This is a genomic window from Elusimicrobium minutum Pei191, assembly GCF_000020145.1.
Classification (GTDB): domain Bacteria; phylum Elusimicrobiota; class Elusimicrobia; order Elusimicrobiales; family Elusimicrobiaceae; genus Elusimicrobium; species Elusimicrobium minutum.
Genome location: NC_010644.1, coordinates 1232107 through 1249206, shown reverse-complemented (window position 1 = coordinate 1249206; position 17100 = coordinate 1232107). Strand labels below are relative to the sequence as shown.

Annotated in this window: 15 protein-coding genes; 12 read left to right on the top strand and 3 right to left on the bottom strand. The window is 40.0% G+C overall.

What is annotated here, in order from left to right; genetic code table 11:
- Nucleotides 1–5 precede the first annotated feature (5 nt).
- From EMIN_RS05840 to EMIN_RS05830, 3 genes are read right to left on the bottom strand one after another with little or no spacing between them, the layout of a single operon-like run.
- Nucleotides 6–623 carry a thiamine diphosphokinase gene (locus EMIN_RS05840; protein ID WP_012415314.1) on the bottom strand — a complete coding sequence of 206 codons (618 nt, stop codon included), beginning with the start codon at nt 621–623 and terminating at the stop codon, nt 6–8.
- On the bottom strand, nt 598–2007 hold the full coding sequence (locus EMIN_RS05835; protein ID WP_012415313.1) for a sodium:solute symporter family protein: 1410 nt from the start codon (nt 2005–2007) through the stop codon (nt 598–600). The genes EMIN_RS05840 and EMIN_RS05835 overlap by 26 nt, the downstream gene beginning before the upstream one ends.
- 46 nt (nt 2008–2053) lie before the next feature.
- Nucleotides 2054–3448, bottom strand: coding sequence for a YfcC family protein (locus tag EMIN_RS05830; RefSeq protein ID WP_012415312.1), 1395 nt, complete (start codon nt 3446–3448; stop codon nt 2054–2056).
- A 262-nt stretch (nt 3449–3710) separates the two neighbouring features.
- Here EMIN_RS05830 and ileS point away from each other — a divergent pair, with 262 nt between their 5' ends.
- The 12 genes from ileS to ndhC all read left to right on the top strand — a co-directional run bounded on the left by ileS (nt 3711) and on the right by ndhC (nt 17100).
- Complete coding sequence (gene ileS / locus EMIN_RS05825) at nt 3711–6539, top strand: isoleucine--tRNA ligase (protein ID WP_012415311.1); 2829 nt, start codon at nt 3711–3713, stop codon at nt 6537–6539.
- A complete protein-coding gene (gene lspA, locus EMIN_RS05820; protein WP_012415310.1) occupies nt 6532–7029 on the top strand; it encodes a signal peptidase II in 498 nt (165 codons plus the stop codon). Before ileS ends, lspA begins: the two co-directional genes overlap by 8 nt.
- Nucleotides 7026–8021, top strand: coding sequence for a tetratricopeptide repeat protein (locus EMIN_RS08360; protein ID WP_012415309.1), 996 nt, complete (start codon nt 7026–7028; stop codon nt 8019–8021). The genes lspA and EMIN_RS08360 overlap by 4 nt, the downstream gene beginning before the upstream one ends.
- Nucleotides 8022–8033: 12 nt before the next feature.
- Entirely contained in the window at nt 8034–9983 is a 1950-nt protein-coding gene (locus EMIN_RS05810) for a heavy metal translocating P-type ATPase (RefSeq protein WP_041691273.1), read from the top strand.
- Complete coding sequence (gene queF, locus EMIN_RS05805) at nt 9980–10378, top strand: preQ(1) synthase (RefSeq protein WP_012415307.1); 399 nt, start codon at nt 9980–9982, stop codon at nt 10376–10378. Before EMIN_RS05810 ends, queF begins: the two co-directional genes overlap by 4 nt.
- Complete coding sequence (locus EMIN_RS05800; RefSeq protein ID WP_012415306.1) at nt 10375–11163, top strand: hypothetical protein; 789 nt, start codon at nt 10375–10377, stop codon at nt 11161–11163. Before queF ends, EMIN_RS05800 begins: the two co-directional genes overlap by 4 nt.
- A 143-nt stretch (nt 11164–11306) precedes the next feature.
- Nucleotides 11307–12719 (top strand): NADH-quinone oxidoreductase subunit 5 family protein, encoded by a 1413-nt coding sequence (locus tag EMIN_RS05795; protein WP_012415305.1) that lies wholly within the window; start codon nt 11307–11309, stop codon nt 12717–12719.
- Nucleotides 12719–14506 carry a proton-conducting transporter transmembrane domain-containing protein gene (locus EMIN_RS05790; protein ID WP_012415304.1) on the top strand — a complete coding sequence of 596 codons (1788 nt, stop codon included), beginning with the start codon at nt 12719–12721 and terminating at the stop codon, nt 14504–14506. Before EMIN_RS05795 ends, EMIN_RS05790 begins: the two co-directional genes overlap by 1 nt.
- On the top strand, nt 14506–15936 hold the full coding sequence (locus tag EMIN_RS05785; protein ID WP_012415303.1) for a complex I subunit 5 family protein: 1431 nt from the start codon (nt 14506–14508) through the stop codon (nt 15934–15936). The genes EMIN_RS05790 and EMIN_RS05785 overlap by 1 nt, the downstream gene beginning before the upstream one ends.
- 1 nt (nt 15937) lies before the next feature.
- Entirely contained in the window at nt 15938–16423 is a 486-nt protein-coding gene (locus EMIN_RS05780; protein WP_012415302.1) for an NADH-quinone oxidoreductase subunit J, read from the top strand.
- Nucleotides 16416–16760 (top strand): NADH-quinone oxidoreductase subunit NuoK, encoded by a 345-nt coding sequence (locus tag EMIN_RS05775; protein ID WP_012415301.1) that lies wholly within the window; start codon nt 16416–16418, stop codon nt 16758–16760. The genes EMIN_RS05780 and EMIN_RS05775 overlap by 8 nt, the downstream gene beginning before the upstream one ends.
- A gap of 1 nt (nt 16761) precedes the next feature.
- Entirely contained in the window at nt 16762–17100 is a 339-nt protein-coding gene (ndhC, locus tag EMIN_RS05770; RefSeq protein WP_012415300.1) for an NADH-quinone oxidoreductase subunit A, read from the top strand.

The window sequence follows — 17100 nt, the reverse complement described above, 5'->3', positions numbered from 1 at the left end:
TTTGTTTACTTTTCAATGTAAACAAGAATTCTCCCTTTTTCTAAACTGATTTCAATTTCTTTAGCCAAGGCTTCATTGCTTAGGGTTAAAGTATCCGTTACTTTTAAATTAGCATTTTTTAAAGGGTATTTTAAACCTTTAAGGTTTACTTTTTTACAAATGCCTACGGGTATTAAGCTTACTCTTACGCCGGGCCTTGTTTTAAATTTGCGTACTCCCGTTACAGGCACTATTTTAAAAAATTCGCTTTCAAAAACAATTTTTGTATCTTTTAAATATTTAAAAGCGGAATAAAGGTTGCTTAATGTAAAGTCCAGCCTTTTACCTGTGGCGGAAATTATAGTAACGTCTTTTATTTTGGCTTGTTTAATAAAATTTAAAGCTTTCTCAAAATCAGTATTATCCTGGCGGTTAACTTGTATCCACTCGGAGGAGGCGAATTTCTTTTTTGCCGCCGAGGAAACGGAGTCCATATCGCCCACAATTGCGTCGGGCTTTATATTATATTTAGCGGCCGTGTTTGCGCCGCCGTCAACGCAAAGTATATACTTACCTTTGCATGCTTTGGCTAAAAACTTTTTTTGTTCGGGCTCGCCGTTACAAATTATTAACGCTTTTCGCATTTTGTTTTCCGTAAATTAAAGATACCGACAATATAATTATACTAGTTAATAAACCTATATAAAAACCGTCTAATTCAAAGTGGTATTTTGCCGTGACGGCCCAAAGCGTCATTAACAAAGCCGAAGTTATTGAGGAAAAACAAAAAAGTTTGTCCGATATTTTGCCCGGCCTTACATAACCAAATAACATTGGTATAAGCAGACATGCCGCCATATATGACCCAAGTGTAAGCCAAATTGTTTTAAAACTTCCTTTAAACAAAAGGGCTAAGGCTATGCAAAGCGCGCTTACCGCAAACATTGCTATGCGGTTTGTAAGCACAACGTTTTTAAATTTATTTCTTAAAAAGTCATAGCTTAAAGTGTTTGAGGCGATAAACATAAAAGAATCTAATGTGGAAAGTATTATGGCGAGTATGCCGGCCACAAAAAAGCCTTTTAAACCGACCGGGAGTAATTGCACGGCGTAAAAAAAGTATGCGTAGGCAGGCTCCCCCTGCGGAATAACGGCGCGCGCGTATAAAGCGCCTAAAGTGGTGCAGATATCAAAACAAATCCAAATAACAGTGGAAATTAAAATGCCTTTACGCGCTACTTCCGTGGATTTGGCGGCAAAGCAGCGTTGGTAAAAACTGGGGTCTACTAAAGTAGCTAAAGCTATAAAACCCCAAATTATGGTAGACAAAACGCTGTTACCGCCCGTTAAAGAAAAATGGCTTGCGGGTAGTTCGGCACGCAAAAAACTTATTCCTCCAAAAGCGTGAACGGAAAATAAAACAACTATTAAAACAGCCGAACACATTACTACAAACTGTACAATTTCAGAAAATACTACGGCCCTAAACCCGCCCCAGGCCGAATATAAACATGTAAACAAAGCTCCGAATATCATTCCATGCAAAGTGCTTATGCCAAGCACCATATTTAAAAACATTCCTATGCTTAAAACGTAAGCTATAGGCATAATGTAAAAAAACGTAAACACGGCGGCTGTTTTGGCTGACTTGGGGCCGAACATTTTGCCCGTAAGTTCGGGTAAGGTAACGGAGTCATATTTTGATATTTTGCGTACAATAAACAGCGCGAAAATAATATACGCTATATACCAAAACACGCCCTGCGTTATAAAGTTAAAAATACCGTAATTAAAAGTTATTTCATTTACGCCGAATATGCCGCCGTACCATGTGGCGGTAAGCGTGGCCACAAACATAGGTAGCGTGAGCTTGCGGCCCATAAGCATATACTCAAGCACGCCGCCTTTATTTTTGCCTTTAATGGCGTGCCCGTAAATAGCCGCGCCGAAAGTAAGAGCCAGTATTAAAATAAAAACAAACCAATCCGCGGCTGAAAGATATTCGTATACAACTAATGAAGATTTCATAATATTTAAAAAATCTGCGGCAGTTTGGGCTGCCGCAGATGAAATTTTACCAGCCTATAAAGAACGGCGGTATTAATAGAATCATGGACATGATAATGAGAATAACTTCAAGTTTCCAAAACCATTTTAACCATTTTGTCCAGCTTATGCCCGCTATTGCAAGCACCGCTACCGTAACCGGCGCCGTGGGGATAATAGGGTTGCCCCAGCCTTCGCCGAATTGGTAGGCCAAAACGGCTGTTTGCCTTGATATGCCAACTAAGTCGGCAAGTGGCGCCATGATAGGCATAGTAAGAACGGCCTGGCCCGAACCTGAGGCGATAAAAAAGTTAAGTATCGTTTGGAATATAAACATTGCCTGCGCGGCTAAATATTTAGGCAGATGTCCGATAGCCAAAGCCATCCAGTGGAGGAATGTGTCTAAAATGTTTCCGTCCGTGGCGACTATAATTATTGAACGTGCTAAAGTTATAAGAAGACATACAGAAATCATGTTTTTCATGCCGTCTATAATAGCGTCTGTGGTTTCGGTCACGCCCATTTTACCGAACATGGCGCATAAAATACCCAAAAATAAAAACAAAGCGGCGATTTCATCAATATACCACTTATAAAAAGTAACGCCGAAGATAACCGCCGTTATACCGGCTATAAAAAGCATTATTACGGCTTTGTGGCGGCCTCTTATTTTGGGTTTGCCTACTTCAATATCGTTAACTATTTTAAGCTGGGCGCGTTTTTCCAAATCCATATGGTAAGTAAAACTGGCCGAAGGCGTTTTTAAAACTTTTGCGCCGTATCTGCTTACATAAAAAGTTACCACGCTTGTGGCGATTAACCAAACTATAATCCTGTATCCCATGCCGGAATAAATATCAAGTTCCGCTATTGTTTGCGCGATACCAACTGTAAACGGGTTTACAAAGGCTGAGCAGAACCCGGCGAACGCGCCTAAAAAAGGAACTGTCATGCCTACAATGGTGTCATAACCTAAAGACAGTGCCAGCGGTATAAATATGGGTACAAAGATAATAGTTTCCTCTTCCATTCCAAACAGCGCTCCGCACAATGAGAACGCGAACATGCATACGGGAATAAAAAAGTGTTTTAAATGTTGATTTTGCGAGAAAAAATAACTTATATTTTGAATAATTACGTTAACAGTTCCGGTACGTTCGATAATCGTAAATACCGCGCCTATTACAAGAATAAAAATAATAATGTCGGAACAGGCCTGAAAGCCTTTTATCGGCGCGAGCAGCACATCTGTTAAGCCTTGGCCGCTGCGTTCAACTCTTGTGTATGAGCCGGCTACTGTTAATGTTTTAGAGCCTTTCTCAACACGGTCAAATTGGCCGGGGGGAACTATCCATGAAAGGATTGCTGTGAATATTAAAATACCAAACACCAGCATATAAGTGTTAAGTTTGAATTTCTCCATTTTTTTTAGTCGGTTAACCTCTCTTTTTTTATGTTATTTTTATTTCATTTTTTAACAAGTATATATTTTACTATTTTGCAGTATAAAAATGTAAAAATTTTTGAGCCGGGTTAAAACGCTTTTTTATCTTTGGCAAACGGGTTATTTTATTTACCGCATATTAAGGCCGAAAAGCTAAAAACGCTAGAAAAACGCTTAATCTATATAAAGGCCCTTTTTTTGTATAATATGTAATATATTTTCATAAAGGAAAGCTAAAAGTATGTCAAACAATACAAAACCAAACAACAACAAATATTCCAAAACAGTCTTATTACCAAAAACCGATTTTCCAATGAGGGCGGGTCTTGCTCAGAAAGAACCAAAATTTGTTGAGTTTTGGAAAACTATTAAACTTTATGAAAAAATGCAAAAACTGCGCGACGGTAAAGAAGTTTTTATGCTTCACGATGGGCCCCCTTACGCCAATGGCCGCATACATATCGGCCATGCCATGGATAAAACTTTAAAGGATATGGTTTTAAAAAGCCGCCATATGCAAGGCTTTCAAACGCCTTATATTCCCGGTTGGGACTGCCACGGCCTTCCTATAGAACAGGCTTTAATGAAGGAAATGAAAATCGACAAAAAGAGCATTAAGGAAGAAGACGTGCCCGGCTTTCGTAAAAAAGCAAGGGAATTTGCCGATAAATTTGTTGATATCCAAATGCAAGGCTTTGAAAGGCTTGGCGTTCAGGGAGACTGGGCAAATTACTACAGCACCATGGCCAAAAGATATGAAGGTAATGTAATCGGTGTATTTTTAGATTTTATAGAAAAGGGTTTAGCTTACAGAGGCACAAAAACAATTTTTTGGTGCCCCACTTGCGAAACCGCTTTGGCCGACGCGGAAACGGAATATAAAGACAAAGTTTCCCAATCAATTTACCTGCGTTTTAAACTGGCTGAACCTTTTAAAGGTAAGGCAAATGTTTCCTTGGTTATTTGGACCACCACGCCGTGGACAATACCCGCCAATAAAGCTACCGCCGTTAATAAAGATGAAGACTATGTTTTACTTAAAGACAATAAAACCGGAGAATATTATATAGTAGCCGACAAACTTGCCGAAAATTTTAAAAACAAAAGCGGTTATGACATAACAAAAGAAGAAAAATTTAGCGGCAACGATTTAGTGGGTCTTAAATATAAACACCCTTTATTAGACAGGCTTAACCCTGTTATATGGACGGACTTCGTTGCTATGGATACCGGCGTAGGCTTGGTACACGTAGCTCCCGCCCACGGTGAGGATGACGCCAAAGCCGGACAAATTTGGAACTTGGAAGTTTTTGGCCCTGTTGATGAAAAAGGTATTTTTACTAAAGAAGCGGGCGAGTTTGCCGGGCAGCATATTTTTAAAGCCAATGCGGAAATCATAAAGCGTTTAAATGAACTCGGCAACTTAATAAAAGAAGAAACTATTGATCACAGCTACCCGCATTGCTGGCGCTGTAAACAGCCCATTATATTTAGAGCTACGGAGCAGTGGTTTCTTTCCATTGACGGACAAAATTTGAGAAGTGAACTTACAAAAGCGGTTGAGTCTGTTGATTTTTACCCCAAAGCCGGCGTTTCACGCATAGGCAACATGGTTAAAATGAGGCCCGACTGGTGTTTAACCAGGCAGAGATTCTGGGGCACTCCCGCAACTATATTTTATTGCGACGACTGCAAAACTCCGCAGGTTGACGCTAAATTATTTGCGCATATTAAACAAATGGCGCTTGATAACGGCGGCGATTTTTGGTTTACCTTTCCCAATGAAAAAATATTGCCCGAAGGTTACAAGTGCACAAAATGCGGTGGAACGCATTTCGTAAAAGAAAAGGATATTTTGGACGTTTGGTTGGATTCGGGCTGCTCTTGGAGAGCGGTTTTGAAAGACCGCGGTTTAAAATACCCGGCCGACATGTACCTTGAAGGGGCCGACCAGCACAGGGGCTGGTTCCAAAGTTCGCTTATTCCTTCGGTTGCATTGGAAGGCAAATCGCCTTTTAGGCAAATTTTAACACACGGCTTTGTGCTTGACCAGCACGGGCACGCCATGCATAAATCTTTAGGCAACTCCGTAGAACCGCATGAAGTTTTTGATAAATACGGGGCGGACATTTTACGCCTTTGGGTAAGCTTAAGCGATTACCAGGACGATATAAGAATATCTGATGAAATTTTAAGCGGCCCTGTTGACAGTTACAGAAGGTTAAGAAACACATTCCGCTACGCTATGGGCAGTTTGTTTGACTATGACCCGGAAATTCATAAAATGAAACCTGAAGAAATGACGGAAATTGACAGATATATGTTAAGCAAGCTTGATACTTTGATAAAAGAATCTCTTGAAAATTACGATATCTATGAATTTAGAAAAGTAGTGCGCGGCCTTATAGATTTTTGTATTTTGGACCTGTCGTCATTTATGCTTGATGCTTCCAAAGACAGGCTTTATACTTTAGGCACGGACGCCCAAACAAGGCGCAGCGCCCAAAACGCTTTATATGAAATTTTAATAGTTTTATTAAAACTTTTAGCGCCAGTTTTGTCTTTCACCACGGAAGAAGCCTGGCAGGAATTAAAAAAGACTCCCGCCGGGGCTAAATTAGAGGAAAGTATTTTCCTTTCCGACTTTCCTAAATCAAGCAGTTTTAAACATGACGCGAAGCTTGAGGAAAAATGGTCAAAAATAAGAACGGTAAGAGAAAACGTTTTAAAGAAACTTGAGGAAGCCAGAAGCGCGGGGCTTATAGGCTCGTCGCTTGAAGCTAATGTCATATTTAGCACGACCTCAAAAGAAGAGCTTGCTTTCTTAGAGGAAAACAAAGATCTTTGGCCGGAAATCGCCATTGTTTCCAAAGCGGAAATTAAAAATGAAGGCGGTGAGGAAATATTAATTACAATTGAACACGCGCCGGGCGCGAAATGCCCCAGATGCTGGCAATGGAAAGAAGATATAGGCGAAAATTCCGCACATGCTGAAGTTTGCGTTCGCTGCGCGGGCGTGCTTGAAAAAGAGGGCATTACGGTGAATGAGGATGTAAACGTAAATGTCTAATATTTTACTTAAACTTAAAAACTGGTTTATTTTAAATAAAAAAACTGTAATAATAGTATTAATAATTACAGGGTTGGACCGCGTAAGCAAAGTTTTTACGCTTGAGTTATTGCGTCCTTTGGGCAGTATAAAAATATTTAAATATTTCCATCTTACATATGTTGAAAATACCGGAATGGCTTTCGGTTTATTCCAAAACGCCAATCTCGCTTTAGCGGTTATGATGTGCGCGGTAATAATATTTTTATTAGTCTCCTGGCGTGAAATTGAAAAACTGCGCCCGCCGTTAGGCTGGCTGGGTCTTAGTTTTATTTTGGGCGGTGCGATAGGCAATCTTTATGATAGAATCTTTTTAGGGTATGTTGTTGATTTTATTGATTTAAGAGTGTGGCCTGTTTTTAATATTGCGGATTCATTTATTTGTATAGGAGCTGTATTGCTGGCGGCAGCGATGTTGTTCCCAGGGAAAAAGGAAACGGAGGCAAAATGAAAAAATTGTTTATTTTAGCTGTTTTATGTTTAAGTGTTTTTACAATAGGCTGCGGCAGCAATAACGCTAACTTTAAGAAAGCTTTGTATTATACCGACATCGGCCGGTATAATGATGCTTTAAACCTTTACGGTAAAATAATAAAATCCGATCCTAATAACTATGCCGCGTATTCCAACCGCGCCATGGTGCATGAAAAAATTGCGGCCGCTATTTCTTTTAAAGATTTAAAACTCAGGCAGCAGCATCTTGATTACGCTGAAAAAGACTATTTAAAAGCGGTAAAACTTAATCCTAACGACGCTAAAATTTTAAATAATTTAGGAGCTTTTTATATTGACAGAGGCCAGTATTATAACGCTATTATTTATCTTAACGAAGCCTTGAGAGCAAGGCCCAATTATTATAACGCGCTTGTAAACAGGGGCATAGCGTTTTATAACGCGGGCGAAGGCATTAAAGCGTATAATGATTTCCATAAGGCTATAAACATAAATAAGGACGGCTGGCTGGCTTATTATAACAGAGGGTTGTTTTATTATGACATAGGTGACTATCTTAACGCCGCTTTAGACCAGACCAGGGTTATAAATTTAAAACCTTCTTACGGTAAAGCGTATCTTGAAAGAGGGCGCGCTTTAAAATTAAATAATATGTACGCCGACGCTCTTGATGATTTTAAAATGGCTGTTGAGCTCGCGCCTAACAACGCCGTTGCGCGTTATTATTTAGCTGAAATGTTTTTTAAAAACCACGACCTGGGCGGCGCTTTAAGCGAACTTTTGATATCAAAACAACTTGACCCGAGGTTTGTTCCCACCTACGAACTTATGGGCGATATTTTAGCTTTGGAAGACAATGTTTCCGCCGCGGCTAATTATATAATAGCCAAAAAACTTGATCCCGCCAACGCCAGAAAATATGACGTGAAAATAAGAAGGCTTCTTTCTGATCAGGGCGTACGCAGAACCGTTGAAAGCAGATTCTATTAATTATAATTTACAATGCTAAAAAAAGATAACACGCCCAGACAAGGACGAAGAAAAATGTTTTTACCCGCCAGCTCTTACCAAATACGGGCGGGACTGTCTTTTTTATTTATGTTTCTTGTCATTTTTTCCGTTCACTTTAAAAACGTAAAATTGGGTATCTTTATCTTGTCTGCTTTGGCGTGTTTTCTTTTCGGCGGGCATTTGTTTAATAAAGCTTTAGAGGATATTAAGAAATTTAAATTTACTTTTAATACCCTTGCCTCAATATCAATACTTTCAGGTCTGTTATTTAGCTGCATGCATTTATTTTTAACGGTAAAAACAATAGGGGCCGTAAATAATTTATTTATTATTACGGTGCTTAACGTTGCCGTTATTAATATGGTATACGCAAGCTTTGCCAAAGAAGGTGAGGGCACCCAGGCTTTTATAGGTAAAGTTGAAGATGTTTTGCCCAAGTCCGCGCGCAGGGTTGTTGATGATGAGGAGAAAAAGATTTTCGCTTCCGAAATAAAAAGGGGCGATATTTTGCTTGTAAAATCAGGGGAAGTTATTCCTACCGACGGCTTTATAGTAAAGGGTAAAACCGAAATTGAAGAAACCATTATCACGGGCAACGCTATGCCCGCCGCTAAGTGTGAAGGGGAAAATGTTTACGGTGGCACTATAAATAAACTTAAGGATATTTATATTGAGGCGGGCTGCATTCTTTCCCAATCGGAAATTTTTTCTATAGTAAAAAATCTAAAAAACAGCGAACTTAAAAAAAGTCTTAATAAAAACCCTTTGGACAGATACGCTAAAACAGTAGGCCTTCCAATATTGATTGGGATTTTGGTGTTTTGCCTGTTAGCGGCCTACAAAAATTCTTTTTCAAATTTAGAATATTATTTAAGTCTTATTTTGTTTTTGTTTGCGCTTGCGTGTCCGCCGGCTTTTGCTTTGTGTTTTAGTTTAAGCTCTTATTTCGGAAGGAAAGGCGCAGCCGGCAACAATATATTAATACAAAACAGAAATTCTTTAAAAACCTTTAAAGAGGCTGACCTTGTTTTCTTTGATAAAACAGGAACTATTACTAACGGTATATTGGAAGTCAGTGATGTGTTTCCCATTAAAGCGGATAATAAAACATTAATTTTAAAATATGCTCTTACTGCTGAGCAAAGTATGACAGACGCTTACAGCCAGGCTTTAAAAAGATACTGCGCTAAAAACAATATAACGCCGGACGCTATAACTTCTTTAGAAGTATTGCCCGGCAGCGGCGTAAAAGCGAAAAGCGGTAAAAACACAATTTTAGTCGGCAACCAAAACTGGATTATTGAAGAAGGCATAAAAGCCAAAGAACTTAACCGCGGGTCTGATAATGAAATTATTATCTGCGTGGCTTTAAATAAAGAATTTTTGGGTTTTATAACACTGACCGATGAAATCAGAGCGGGCGCGGTAGAAACGGTTGAATGGCTTAAAAGCGAAGGCAAGGAAATTGTTCTTATCTCGGGCGACGGCAGTAAAACGGTATCATATATTTCGGGGCTTTTGGGCGGAGTCCCTTTCCACTCATCAATATTACCGGAAGCCAAGGCGGCGATGGTTCGCAAAAGCCAGGCCGAGGGCAGAAAAGTGGTTATGGTGGGCGACGGGTTTAACGACGTTTTGGCGCTGTTGGAGGCTGATGCCAGTTTATCTTATAAATCAAGCAGCTCCGCGCACTCTAACTGGGTGGACATTTTGGTAGACCGCAAAGATATGTTTGCCCTTATGGAATTAAAAAAATTATTTAAAATCGTAAACGGTAATATACTTGAAAATATCTGCATATCTCTTATTTTCAATGTTTTGCTTATAGCTTTTCTTTTAAACAAAGGCCTTGTTACGCCGTTTTTGGTTGCTATATTCGGCGTAATCGGCATAATAGCAGTAATAATTAATTCAGCGAGGTTAGTTAAAATAAAATTATGAGCGATATAGATTTCGGATACACCAAAGACCATGCCAGAAAAGGGGCGAACGCTAAACTGCCTGAAATACAGTGCTGGGAAAATCAATATAAAAGAGATTATGATATAAGAATAGAATTGCCTGAGTTTACCTCAGTATGTCCTAAAACGGGACTGCCTGATTTCGGCGTGATAACCATAGACTATATTCCCGACCGGCTTTGTTTAGAACTTAAATCTTTAAAATACTACCTTCTTGAATACCGCGATATGGGTATTTTTATGGAAAATATCGCCAATAAAATTTTAGATGACGTTGTTAAAGCCTGTAAACCCAAAAAAGCTGTAGTAACGGGCGATTTTACGCCGCGCGGCGGTCTGCGTTCCGTTATTGTGGCAAAATACGAGAAAAAATGAAAAAACCAAGGCCAAAATATATAAATATCTTTGTTATTTCGCTAATACTGCTTGCTGCGGCGTTTTGGTATACTCGTTTGAGCGAAAAAGATAACAGCGAAACGGACAACTCGGCAGAAGTTTATTTAGAAGAAGAAAACGCTGAGGGAATAACGTCTTCCGAAGCGTTTGAAGAACTTTTTGCGGAAGGAGAATATGCCGTCCCCTCAGAAGAAAACAGTGAAGATGTTTTAATCCGGGCCGATAGTACTTTAAGCGCTTTTGAAGGAACCGGAATTGCCGGAGTGGCACAAAAAGAAAAAAGTATTTTTGACGTGGTTGAGGAAGGGGAAAAAAACCGCGGTAAAAACCCTATAACTTTGCCATCTTTAAAAGTAGTTACCGTGGAAATGGACTCCTCCATGCCTGATCCGGATACTATGCCTGAAACTATACTTCCTATTAAAGAAGACGCGGAACTCGCGCAGGAAAGAAGCATAACAATGCTTACCGCGCCCGTTGATTATAAAATCATAAGTACTGCTGCCGAATACGCCGCTTTTAAAAAAACCGCTAAAGGCAAATACCCTTCGGTTGATTTTAACAAGCAGTCGGTTGTTATATTGGAATCAAAAAGCAATTTACCCGATAATATTTTTGAAATAGCCGAAGTAAGGGCGGAAGGCGGCAAAGATATTGTCGATTTCAGGGTAAATATTTTAGGGCTTAAAAATAAGCCTGAGAGTCACACATATAAAGTTGTAAACCGTAAAATTAAAAAGGTTGAACTTAACCAGATACTATAAATTAAACAGGCGTGTCCGTATACCAAACTTTCTGCGGTACTCTTGCCTGTAGTAATAACTCTGAAAGTTCCTCTTACTGTATAATAAATTAAGATATTTGGACTTTCTTTTATATAATCTGATTATTTAGTAACATAAGGAATATGCTTTTAACAATAATTTTACTTCCTATTCTGGGATCTATTTTTATAACTCCGTTTAATAAATTAGGCGTTAAACCCGCCGTTACGGCTATGTTAATCGGCTCGGCGGTTTTTGTTTTGTCTGTTTTTCAGCTTACTTACGCCGGAACAGGGGCGGAAGTTTCCTGGTCTTTGCAGATGCCGTTTGGCTTCGGCCCTCATTTTAAACTTGATATGTTGGCCGCTTTTATGGCGGCATGCTCTTCCTTTTTAAGTTTAATAATAATTTTTTATTCCACCGGCTATATACATGATAAGGACTATGAGAACGAATATTACACAATGGTAATATTGTTTTTAGGTTCAATGATGGGGCTTGTTTTCAGTTTTAACCTTGTATGGACTTTTGTTTTTTGGGAACTTACCGCGATTTGCAGCTGGCGTTTGGTAGGCTTTTTCCGAGGAGACACCGATAAAAAGAAAGCGGTTAAAACATTTTTAATTACCGTATTCGGCGCGTTATTTTTACTTTTGGGTATTGCCGCTTTATATTTTACAAACGGCACTGTCGACTTAACTCTTTTAAAAGGTTCAAGAGTTCCTTTAATAGTGTGCGCGCTTTTAGTGGCGGGCATGTTTTCCAAATCTGCTATTTTGCCTTTTTCAACATGGTTACCCGACGCGGGCGTGGCGCCATCGCCGGTTACGGCGTTACTTCATGCTGCGGTGCTTGTTAAAATAGGCGTTTATGTTTTTGCCAGGGTTTTCTATACCGTTAATTTGGATCCTTCCTTAGGCCACGCTGTAGCTTTAATAGCGGGTGTAAGCTCACTTATAGCGGGCGGCGCCGCTGTAACGGAAACAAACATTAAAAGAATTATCGCTTATTCTACAATCAGCCAGCTGGGATTTATCTTTCTTGCTTTATCAACGCGCACCGCTTTGGGGTTAGTTGCGGGCATGTTGTTTATTATGATGCACGGCGCGGCTAAAGGCGGTTTATTTTTATGCGCGGGTATCATTGAACATAAAACACATACAAAAGATATTACAAAAATGGGCGGATTGTTTAAGGTTATGCCTTTAACGGGGCTTGTTTTTGCAATATGCGCGTTGTCCGTAATGGGCATTCCCCCTATGGGCGGCTTTTTTAGCAAATTTATGGTTTTTAAAAGCGCGTCCGCCGCGGGTGGTGTTCTAGTTTTCGCTATTTTTATTTTAGCCGCCTGTTTTACTGCAGCCTATTTACTGCGTGTTTTTCATATTGTTTTCCTGGGTTCTCCCGGAGTGGAGTGGGAAATGGGCCCCGAAGGCAGCAAACAAACTTTGATTTCCGTTTCAATATTAGCGGTGTTAACCGTGGTAATGTCCGTATTTGTGGCTTTACCCGTAAATTATTTAATTAAAGCCGCCGTTCAAATGGGGGTATTATAATGTCTATATTATTACCCGTTTTTATTCCTTTAATATGCGCTTGCGGCATTTTAATTACAGGCAGGAAATACTCTGCTTATAATAAAGTGTGGGCGGGCGCGGGAGCGGTTGGCGCGTTATTGGGCGTTATTGTTTTATTTTTAACGCCGTTTTCCATGTTTTATTTAAACTGGTGCGAAAGTATTCTTACGTTTTCCCTTTCAGCGGGCGCTTTTGATAAAGCGGCCCTCGCCGCGCTTACTGTTTTTGCCGTTTTAATTTATGTGTATTCCTTAAAAAGCAATATTGAACATGAAAGATGGTTCTTTTTCAGTTTTCTGTTTACATTGGCTTTTGCCTGTGGGGCAGTATTGGCGGATAATCTTGTTTTAATGCTGTTTTTTTGGGAAGGACTTCTAATAAGTTTATATGTTTTTATAGTTATTAATAAAAACGGGCAAAGTACCGCTTTTAAAGCTTTTATGATTAACGTCGTGGGCGATATTTTGCTGTTGGCGGGCATTATTTTAACGGGTTACGCCGCAAAAACTTTTGATTCAAACGCTATAGTGCTTGCGCCTATAAGCATGCAAACCGGTTTGGGCATGGGCGCGTTTCTTTTAATAATGCTTGGCGCTTTATCAAAAGCGGGGGCTGTTCCTTTCCATTCCTGGATACCGGAAGCCGCGGCAAATACAAATGTTCCTATGATGGCGTTATTGCCCGCTTCGTTTGAAAAGGTTTTGGCTGTGTTTTTAATGGGGAAAGCGGTTACAATGTTTAACGTGTCCGTACTTCCCAACGGGGCGGACTTTTTAATTGTGGCGGGTATAATATCAATACTTCCCGCGGCGTTTTTAATACTTAAAGAAACCGACCTTAAAAAATTTATTGCATATAATATTATTTTGCAAATAGGTTTGCTTGCTTTTGAGCACGGCGCAACAATGGGCGGCGATATCATGGCACTGCTTAACCACGGCATTTATAAAGCTGCCGCTTTAGCTTGTTTATTTTTGTGCGCGGGCGCAGTAGAAGAAGCCGCCGGCACAACGGACACAAATAAACTGGGCGGACTGTTTAAGAATATGAAAGTTGTTGCGGTAAGTTTTATTATAGCTTCCGCCGCACTTTGCAAAGTAACGTTTTTAGATATTTTCTTTTCATCAAATTATAACGGGCTCAACCAGCATCATATAGGTTTTATTATTTTTATGGCCGTTATAAACCTGCTTGTGTTATTTTCTTTTGTAAGAGTAATAATAAATGTGTTTTTTGTAAAAGGAACCGTTGGCTTTACACGCCCGCATTTTACAAAAACAATTATTCCCGCGGTGTTTGCTTTTGTGGTTTTTCTTTACTCCATAGGCTGGGTTTTAGATGAAAACAATTTATTAAATTTAGCGCACGCGCACTTTTCTTTTACCTGGATAAGCGGGCTTAGTTTTGTTGTAATTATTATGGCGGGCGGGTTGTTTTTCGCGGGGTTTAAAAAGCACGGACTTCGCTTTGCGGCGGGTATTGTTAACAATGCGCCCGTTATAAAACAAATTAATAAATTTAACTCTTCTCATTTATCAGACTTTTATGAGAATATTAAAAAAGCGGCCAAATTTATTTCCAAAGCGCTTTTTAAAACAGACAGGATTATGGATTTTATTATAGACGATATTCCAAGCACGGTATCAAAAGGATTTTCAAAAGCGGGCTCGGCCTTACACACGGGCTATAGTTTTAGCTATATAATATGGGCTGTTATAGGCGGGCTTGTTTTTGCCATAATCTCAATAAGCGGGGGGTGGATGTAATGCTTTCTTTTTCTAATTTTATTTTGCTCCCCTTAGCGGCGGCCATTATAGTTTCTTTTTTTAACAGAAAGCCGCGCCTGGCTACCGGGCTTACGCTGTTTACTTTTTCTATAGGTTTAGTCTATGTGCTTTTGGCTTTTTTAAAAAACAAAGCGGGCGCCGCCACTATGGAAGTCTTTAGCGGCGAGGATATTTTTACAATAATGATGTTGGGCCTTATTTATCTTGTGGGTTTATGCGTATGCTGGTTTGCCGCGTACGCTGAAAAAACTGAAAGGAAAGGAACTTACTACGCGCTTATTTTAACAGCCACGGCGGGTATGTGCGGCATTACTGCGGCGAGGGACTTTTTTACAGTATATGTTTTTTTAGAAGTAATTGCCGTATGCGCTTTTACGCTTATTGCTTTTTATAACAGGGAAAAAGGCACCGAAGGCGCTTTAAAATATTTTTATCTTTCCTCGCTCGCTTCAACGGCTATTATGTTTGCCATTGCAATTTTATTTTTATACGCGGGCGGAACAAGTTTTGAGCATTTAAAATCAGTAATGGCTTCAAACCAGGCAAACCCCGTGGTAATAAATGTTTTCTTGGGTATTATGGCTTGCGGTTTTATGGTAAAAACGGGGTTGGTTCCTTTCCATACCTGGACGCCGGACGCCTACGAATCAGCCTCAACGCCAGTATCCGCGCTGCTTGCGGGTATCATTACAAAAGCGGCGGGCGCTTACACTTTAATTAAAATTGCCATGATGCTTGGCATTACCAACCATTTAACGGCGCATAATCCCGTTGGCAAAGCTATTATGGTTTTTGGGGCTGTGTCTATTGTGGCGGGCTCCGTAATGGCTCTTTACCAGACAAGTTTTAAAAGAATGTTGGCCTATTCAAGCATAAGTCAAATGGGATATATATTTTTAGCGGCGGGGCTTTCAACGCCTTTAGGGTTAGCGGGAGCCATTTTCCACCTGTTTAACCACGCCACTTTTAAAACGGCTTTATTTTTTAACGCGGGCGCTTTGGAAAGCGCCGCCGGCACAAGCAATATTAAAGAGCTTTCCGGGCTTGAAAAACAAATGCCTTATACTTCAATGATGTCGTTAATTTCCATGCTTTCCACGGCGGGTATACCGCCGCTGTCGGGGTTTTGGAGCAAGTTTATAATAATACTGGCGTTGTGGCAGTCGGGCTTTTATCTGTTTGCCTTTATAGCTCTTTTTGCGAGCGTGATTACGCTTGCTTATTTTTTAAGAGCGCAGAGAAATATTTTCTTTGGAAGGGCAGAGGGTAAAATGAAAGAAGTAAAAGAAGTAAGGGCGGGAATGCTTATCCCGGCGGGTATTTTTGTTTTTATAATGATTGCCGTGGGTTTATATTTTCCTTTAATGTACACTTCATTTATAGAACCTTTTATAAAGGGGGGCAGATAATATGACATTGCATCTCCTTATCTTAACAGGTTTGGTTGGAACGGCGCTTTTTGCCGCTATTAGCAGAAATTTTATTTACGCCGCCATGTGGCTGGCTCTTTTAAGCGCTACTTTAACGGGAGTTATGTTTAGCATGGGCGCGCCGTGGGCGGGCGTGTTTGAATTATCCGTTTGTTCGGGGTTAATTACCGTACTTTTCGCGAGTACCGCCAGTTTGCTGGGGGCCGATTCAAAATATGCGAGAAACGAGCGTAAATTTATGCGCTTTTTGCCTTTAGGTCTTTTTCTTTTCGGCGTGGTGTTATGGTTTATTTCATTTCCTTATTCGGACGCTATAAAACCAAATACCGTTGCCGATATGGAACCTATGCTTGTCGGCGATATTATTTGGAGTTTAAGATATAAAGATTTAATAGCGCAAATTTGTATCTTTGTGGCCGGAGTGCTTATGGTAAAAACATTTTTTGGAGGTAAAGGGCATGAGTAATATTTTAGCTTTCGGCGCGCAGTTTTTTACTCCGGAAAATTTGTACCTTAACTGGTTTACGGCCGTGCTTTTGTTTTTTATAGGGGTTTATTGTATGGCCGGGTCACGCAATATGCTGCGTACTTTGATAGGTATAGAAATATCTTCAAAAGGTTGTATGTTCGCTCTGCTTTCCGCGGGGTACGCTATCGGCAATATTGATTTGGCGCAGGCCTTAATTATGATAATGATAGGATTTGAAGTTGTTGTAGTAGCCGTTGGTTTAGGGCTTATTATACGCTCGTACAACCAAAAAGGCAATTTGGATATTTTAGACTTAAAGAATTTAAGGGGATAATATGGCGGAAATTTTACTTTACCCTCCTATAGTTTTTTTAACGGTATTTTTATTGGTTTGGCTATTTTCAAAACTTACCGCTAATTTTGCCCCTAAGGCGAATAATAAACCTGAAGGCAAACTCGCGCCTTACGCCTGCGGGGAAGAATATACGGGCAAAAAAGTTAACCCTGATTATAACAGCTTTTTTCCTTTCGCTATATTTTTTACGGTTTTACACGTGTCAGGGCTTATAATAGCCACTCTCGCCGCCGCCAGCGTAAGCTGGGTTACGGCGGGGTTTGCCATTATATATATTGTAAGCGTGTTAACGGTAGTGGCGGTTTTGTACGCGAAATAA

What these genes read in the sequence shown, in the direction of transcription:
- EMIN_RS05840 (WP_012415314.1), bottom strand. Translation starts at nt 623, where the DNA reads ATGCGAAAAGCGTTAATAATTTGTAACGGCGAGCCCGAACAAAAAAAG.
- EMIN_RS05835 (WP_012415313.1), bottom strand. Translation starts at nt 2,007, where the DNA reads ATGAAATCTTCATTAGTTGTATACGAATATCTTTCAGCCGCGGATTGG.
- EMIN_RS05830 (WP_012415312.1), bottom strand. Translation starts at nt 3,448, where the DNA reads ATGGAGAAATTCAAACTTAACACTTATATGCTGGTGTTTGGTATTTTA.
- ileS (WP_012415311.1), top strand. Translation starts at nt 3,711, where the DNA reads ATGTCAAACAATACAAAACCAAACAACAACAAATATTCCAAAACAGTC.
- lspA (WP_012415310.1), top strand. Translation starts at nt 6,532, where the DNA reads ATGTCTAATATTTTACTTAAACTTAAAAACTGGTTTATTTTAAATAAA.
- EMIN_RS08360 (WP_012415309.1), top strand. Translation starts at nt 7,026, where the DNA reads ATGAAAAAATTGTTTATTTTAGCTGTTTTATGTTTAAGTGTTTTTACA.
- EMIN_RS05810 (WP_041691273.1), top strand. Translation starts at nt 8,034, where the DNA reads ATGCTAAAAAAAGATAACACGCCCAGACAAGGACGAAGAAAAATGTTT.
- queF (WP_012415307.1), top strand. Translation starts at nt 9,980, where the DNA reads ATGAGCGATATAGATTTCGGATACACCAAAGACCATGCCAGAAAAGGG.
- EMIN_RS05800 (WP_012415306.1), top strand. Translation starts at nt 10,375, where the DNA reads ATGAAAAAACCAAGGCCAAAATATATAAATATCTTTGTTATTTCGCTA.
- EMIN_RS05795 (WP_012415305.1), top strand. Translation starts at nt 11,307, where the DNA reads ATGCTTTTAACAATAATTTTACTTCCTATTCTGGGATCTATTTTTATA.
- EMIN_RS05790 (WP_012415304.1), top strand. Translation starts at nt 12,719, where the DNA reads ATGTCTATATTATTACCCGTTTTTATTCCTTTAATATGCGCTTGCGGC.
- EMIN_RS05785 (WP_012415303.1), top strand. Translation starts at nt 14,506, where the DNA reads ATGCTTTCTTTTTCTAATTTTATTTTGCTCCCCTTAGCGGCGGCCATT.
- EMIN_RS05780 (WP_012415302.1), top strand. Translation starts at nt 15,938, where the DNA reads ATGACATTGCATCTCCTTATCTTAACAGGTTTGGTTGGAACGGCGCTT.
- EMIN_RS05775 (WP_012415301.1), top strand. Translation starts at nt 16,416, where the DNA reads ATGAGTAATATTTTAGCTTTCGGCGCGCAGTTTTTTACTCCGGAAAAT.
- ndhC (WP_012415300.1), top strand. Translation starts at nt 16,762, where the DNA reads ATGGCGGAAATTTTACTTTACCCTCCTATAGTTTTTTTAACGGTATTT.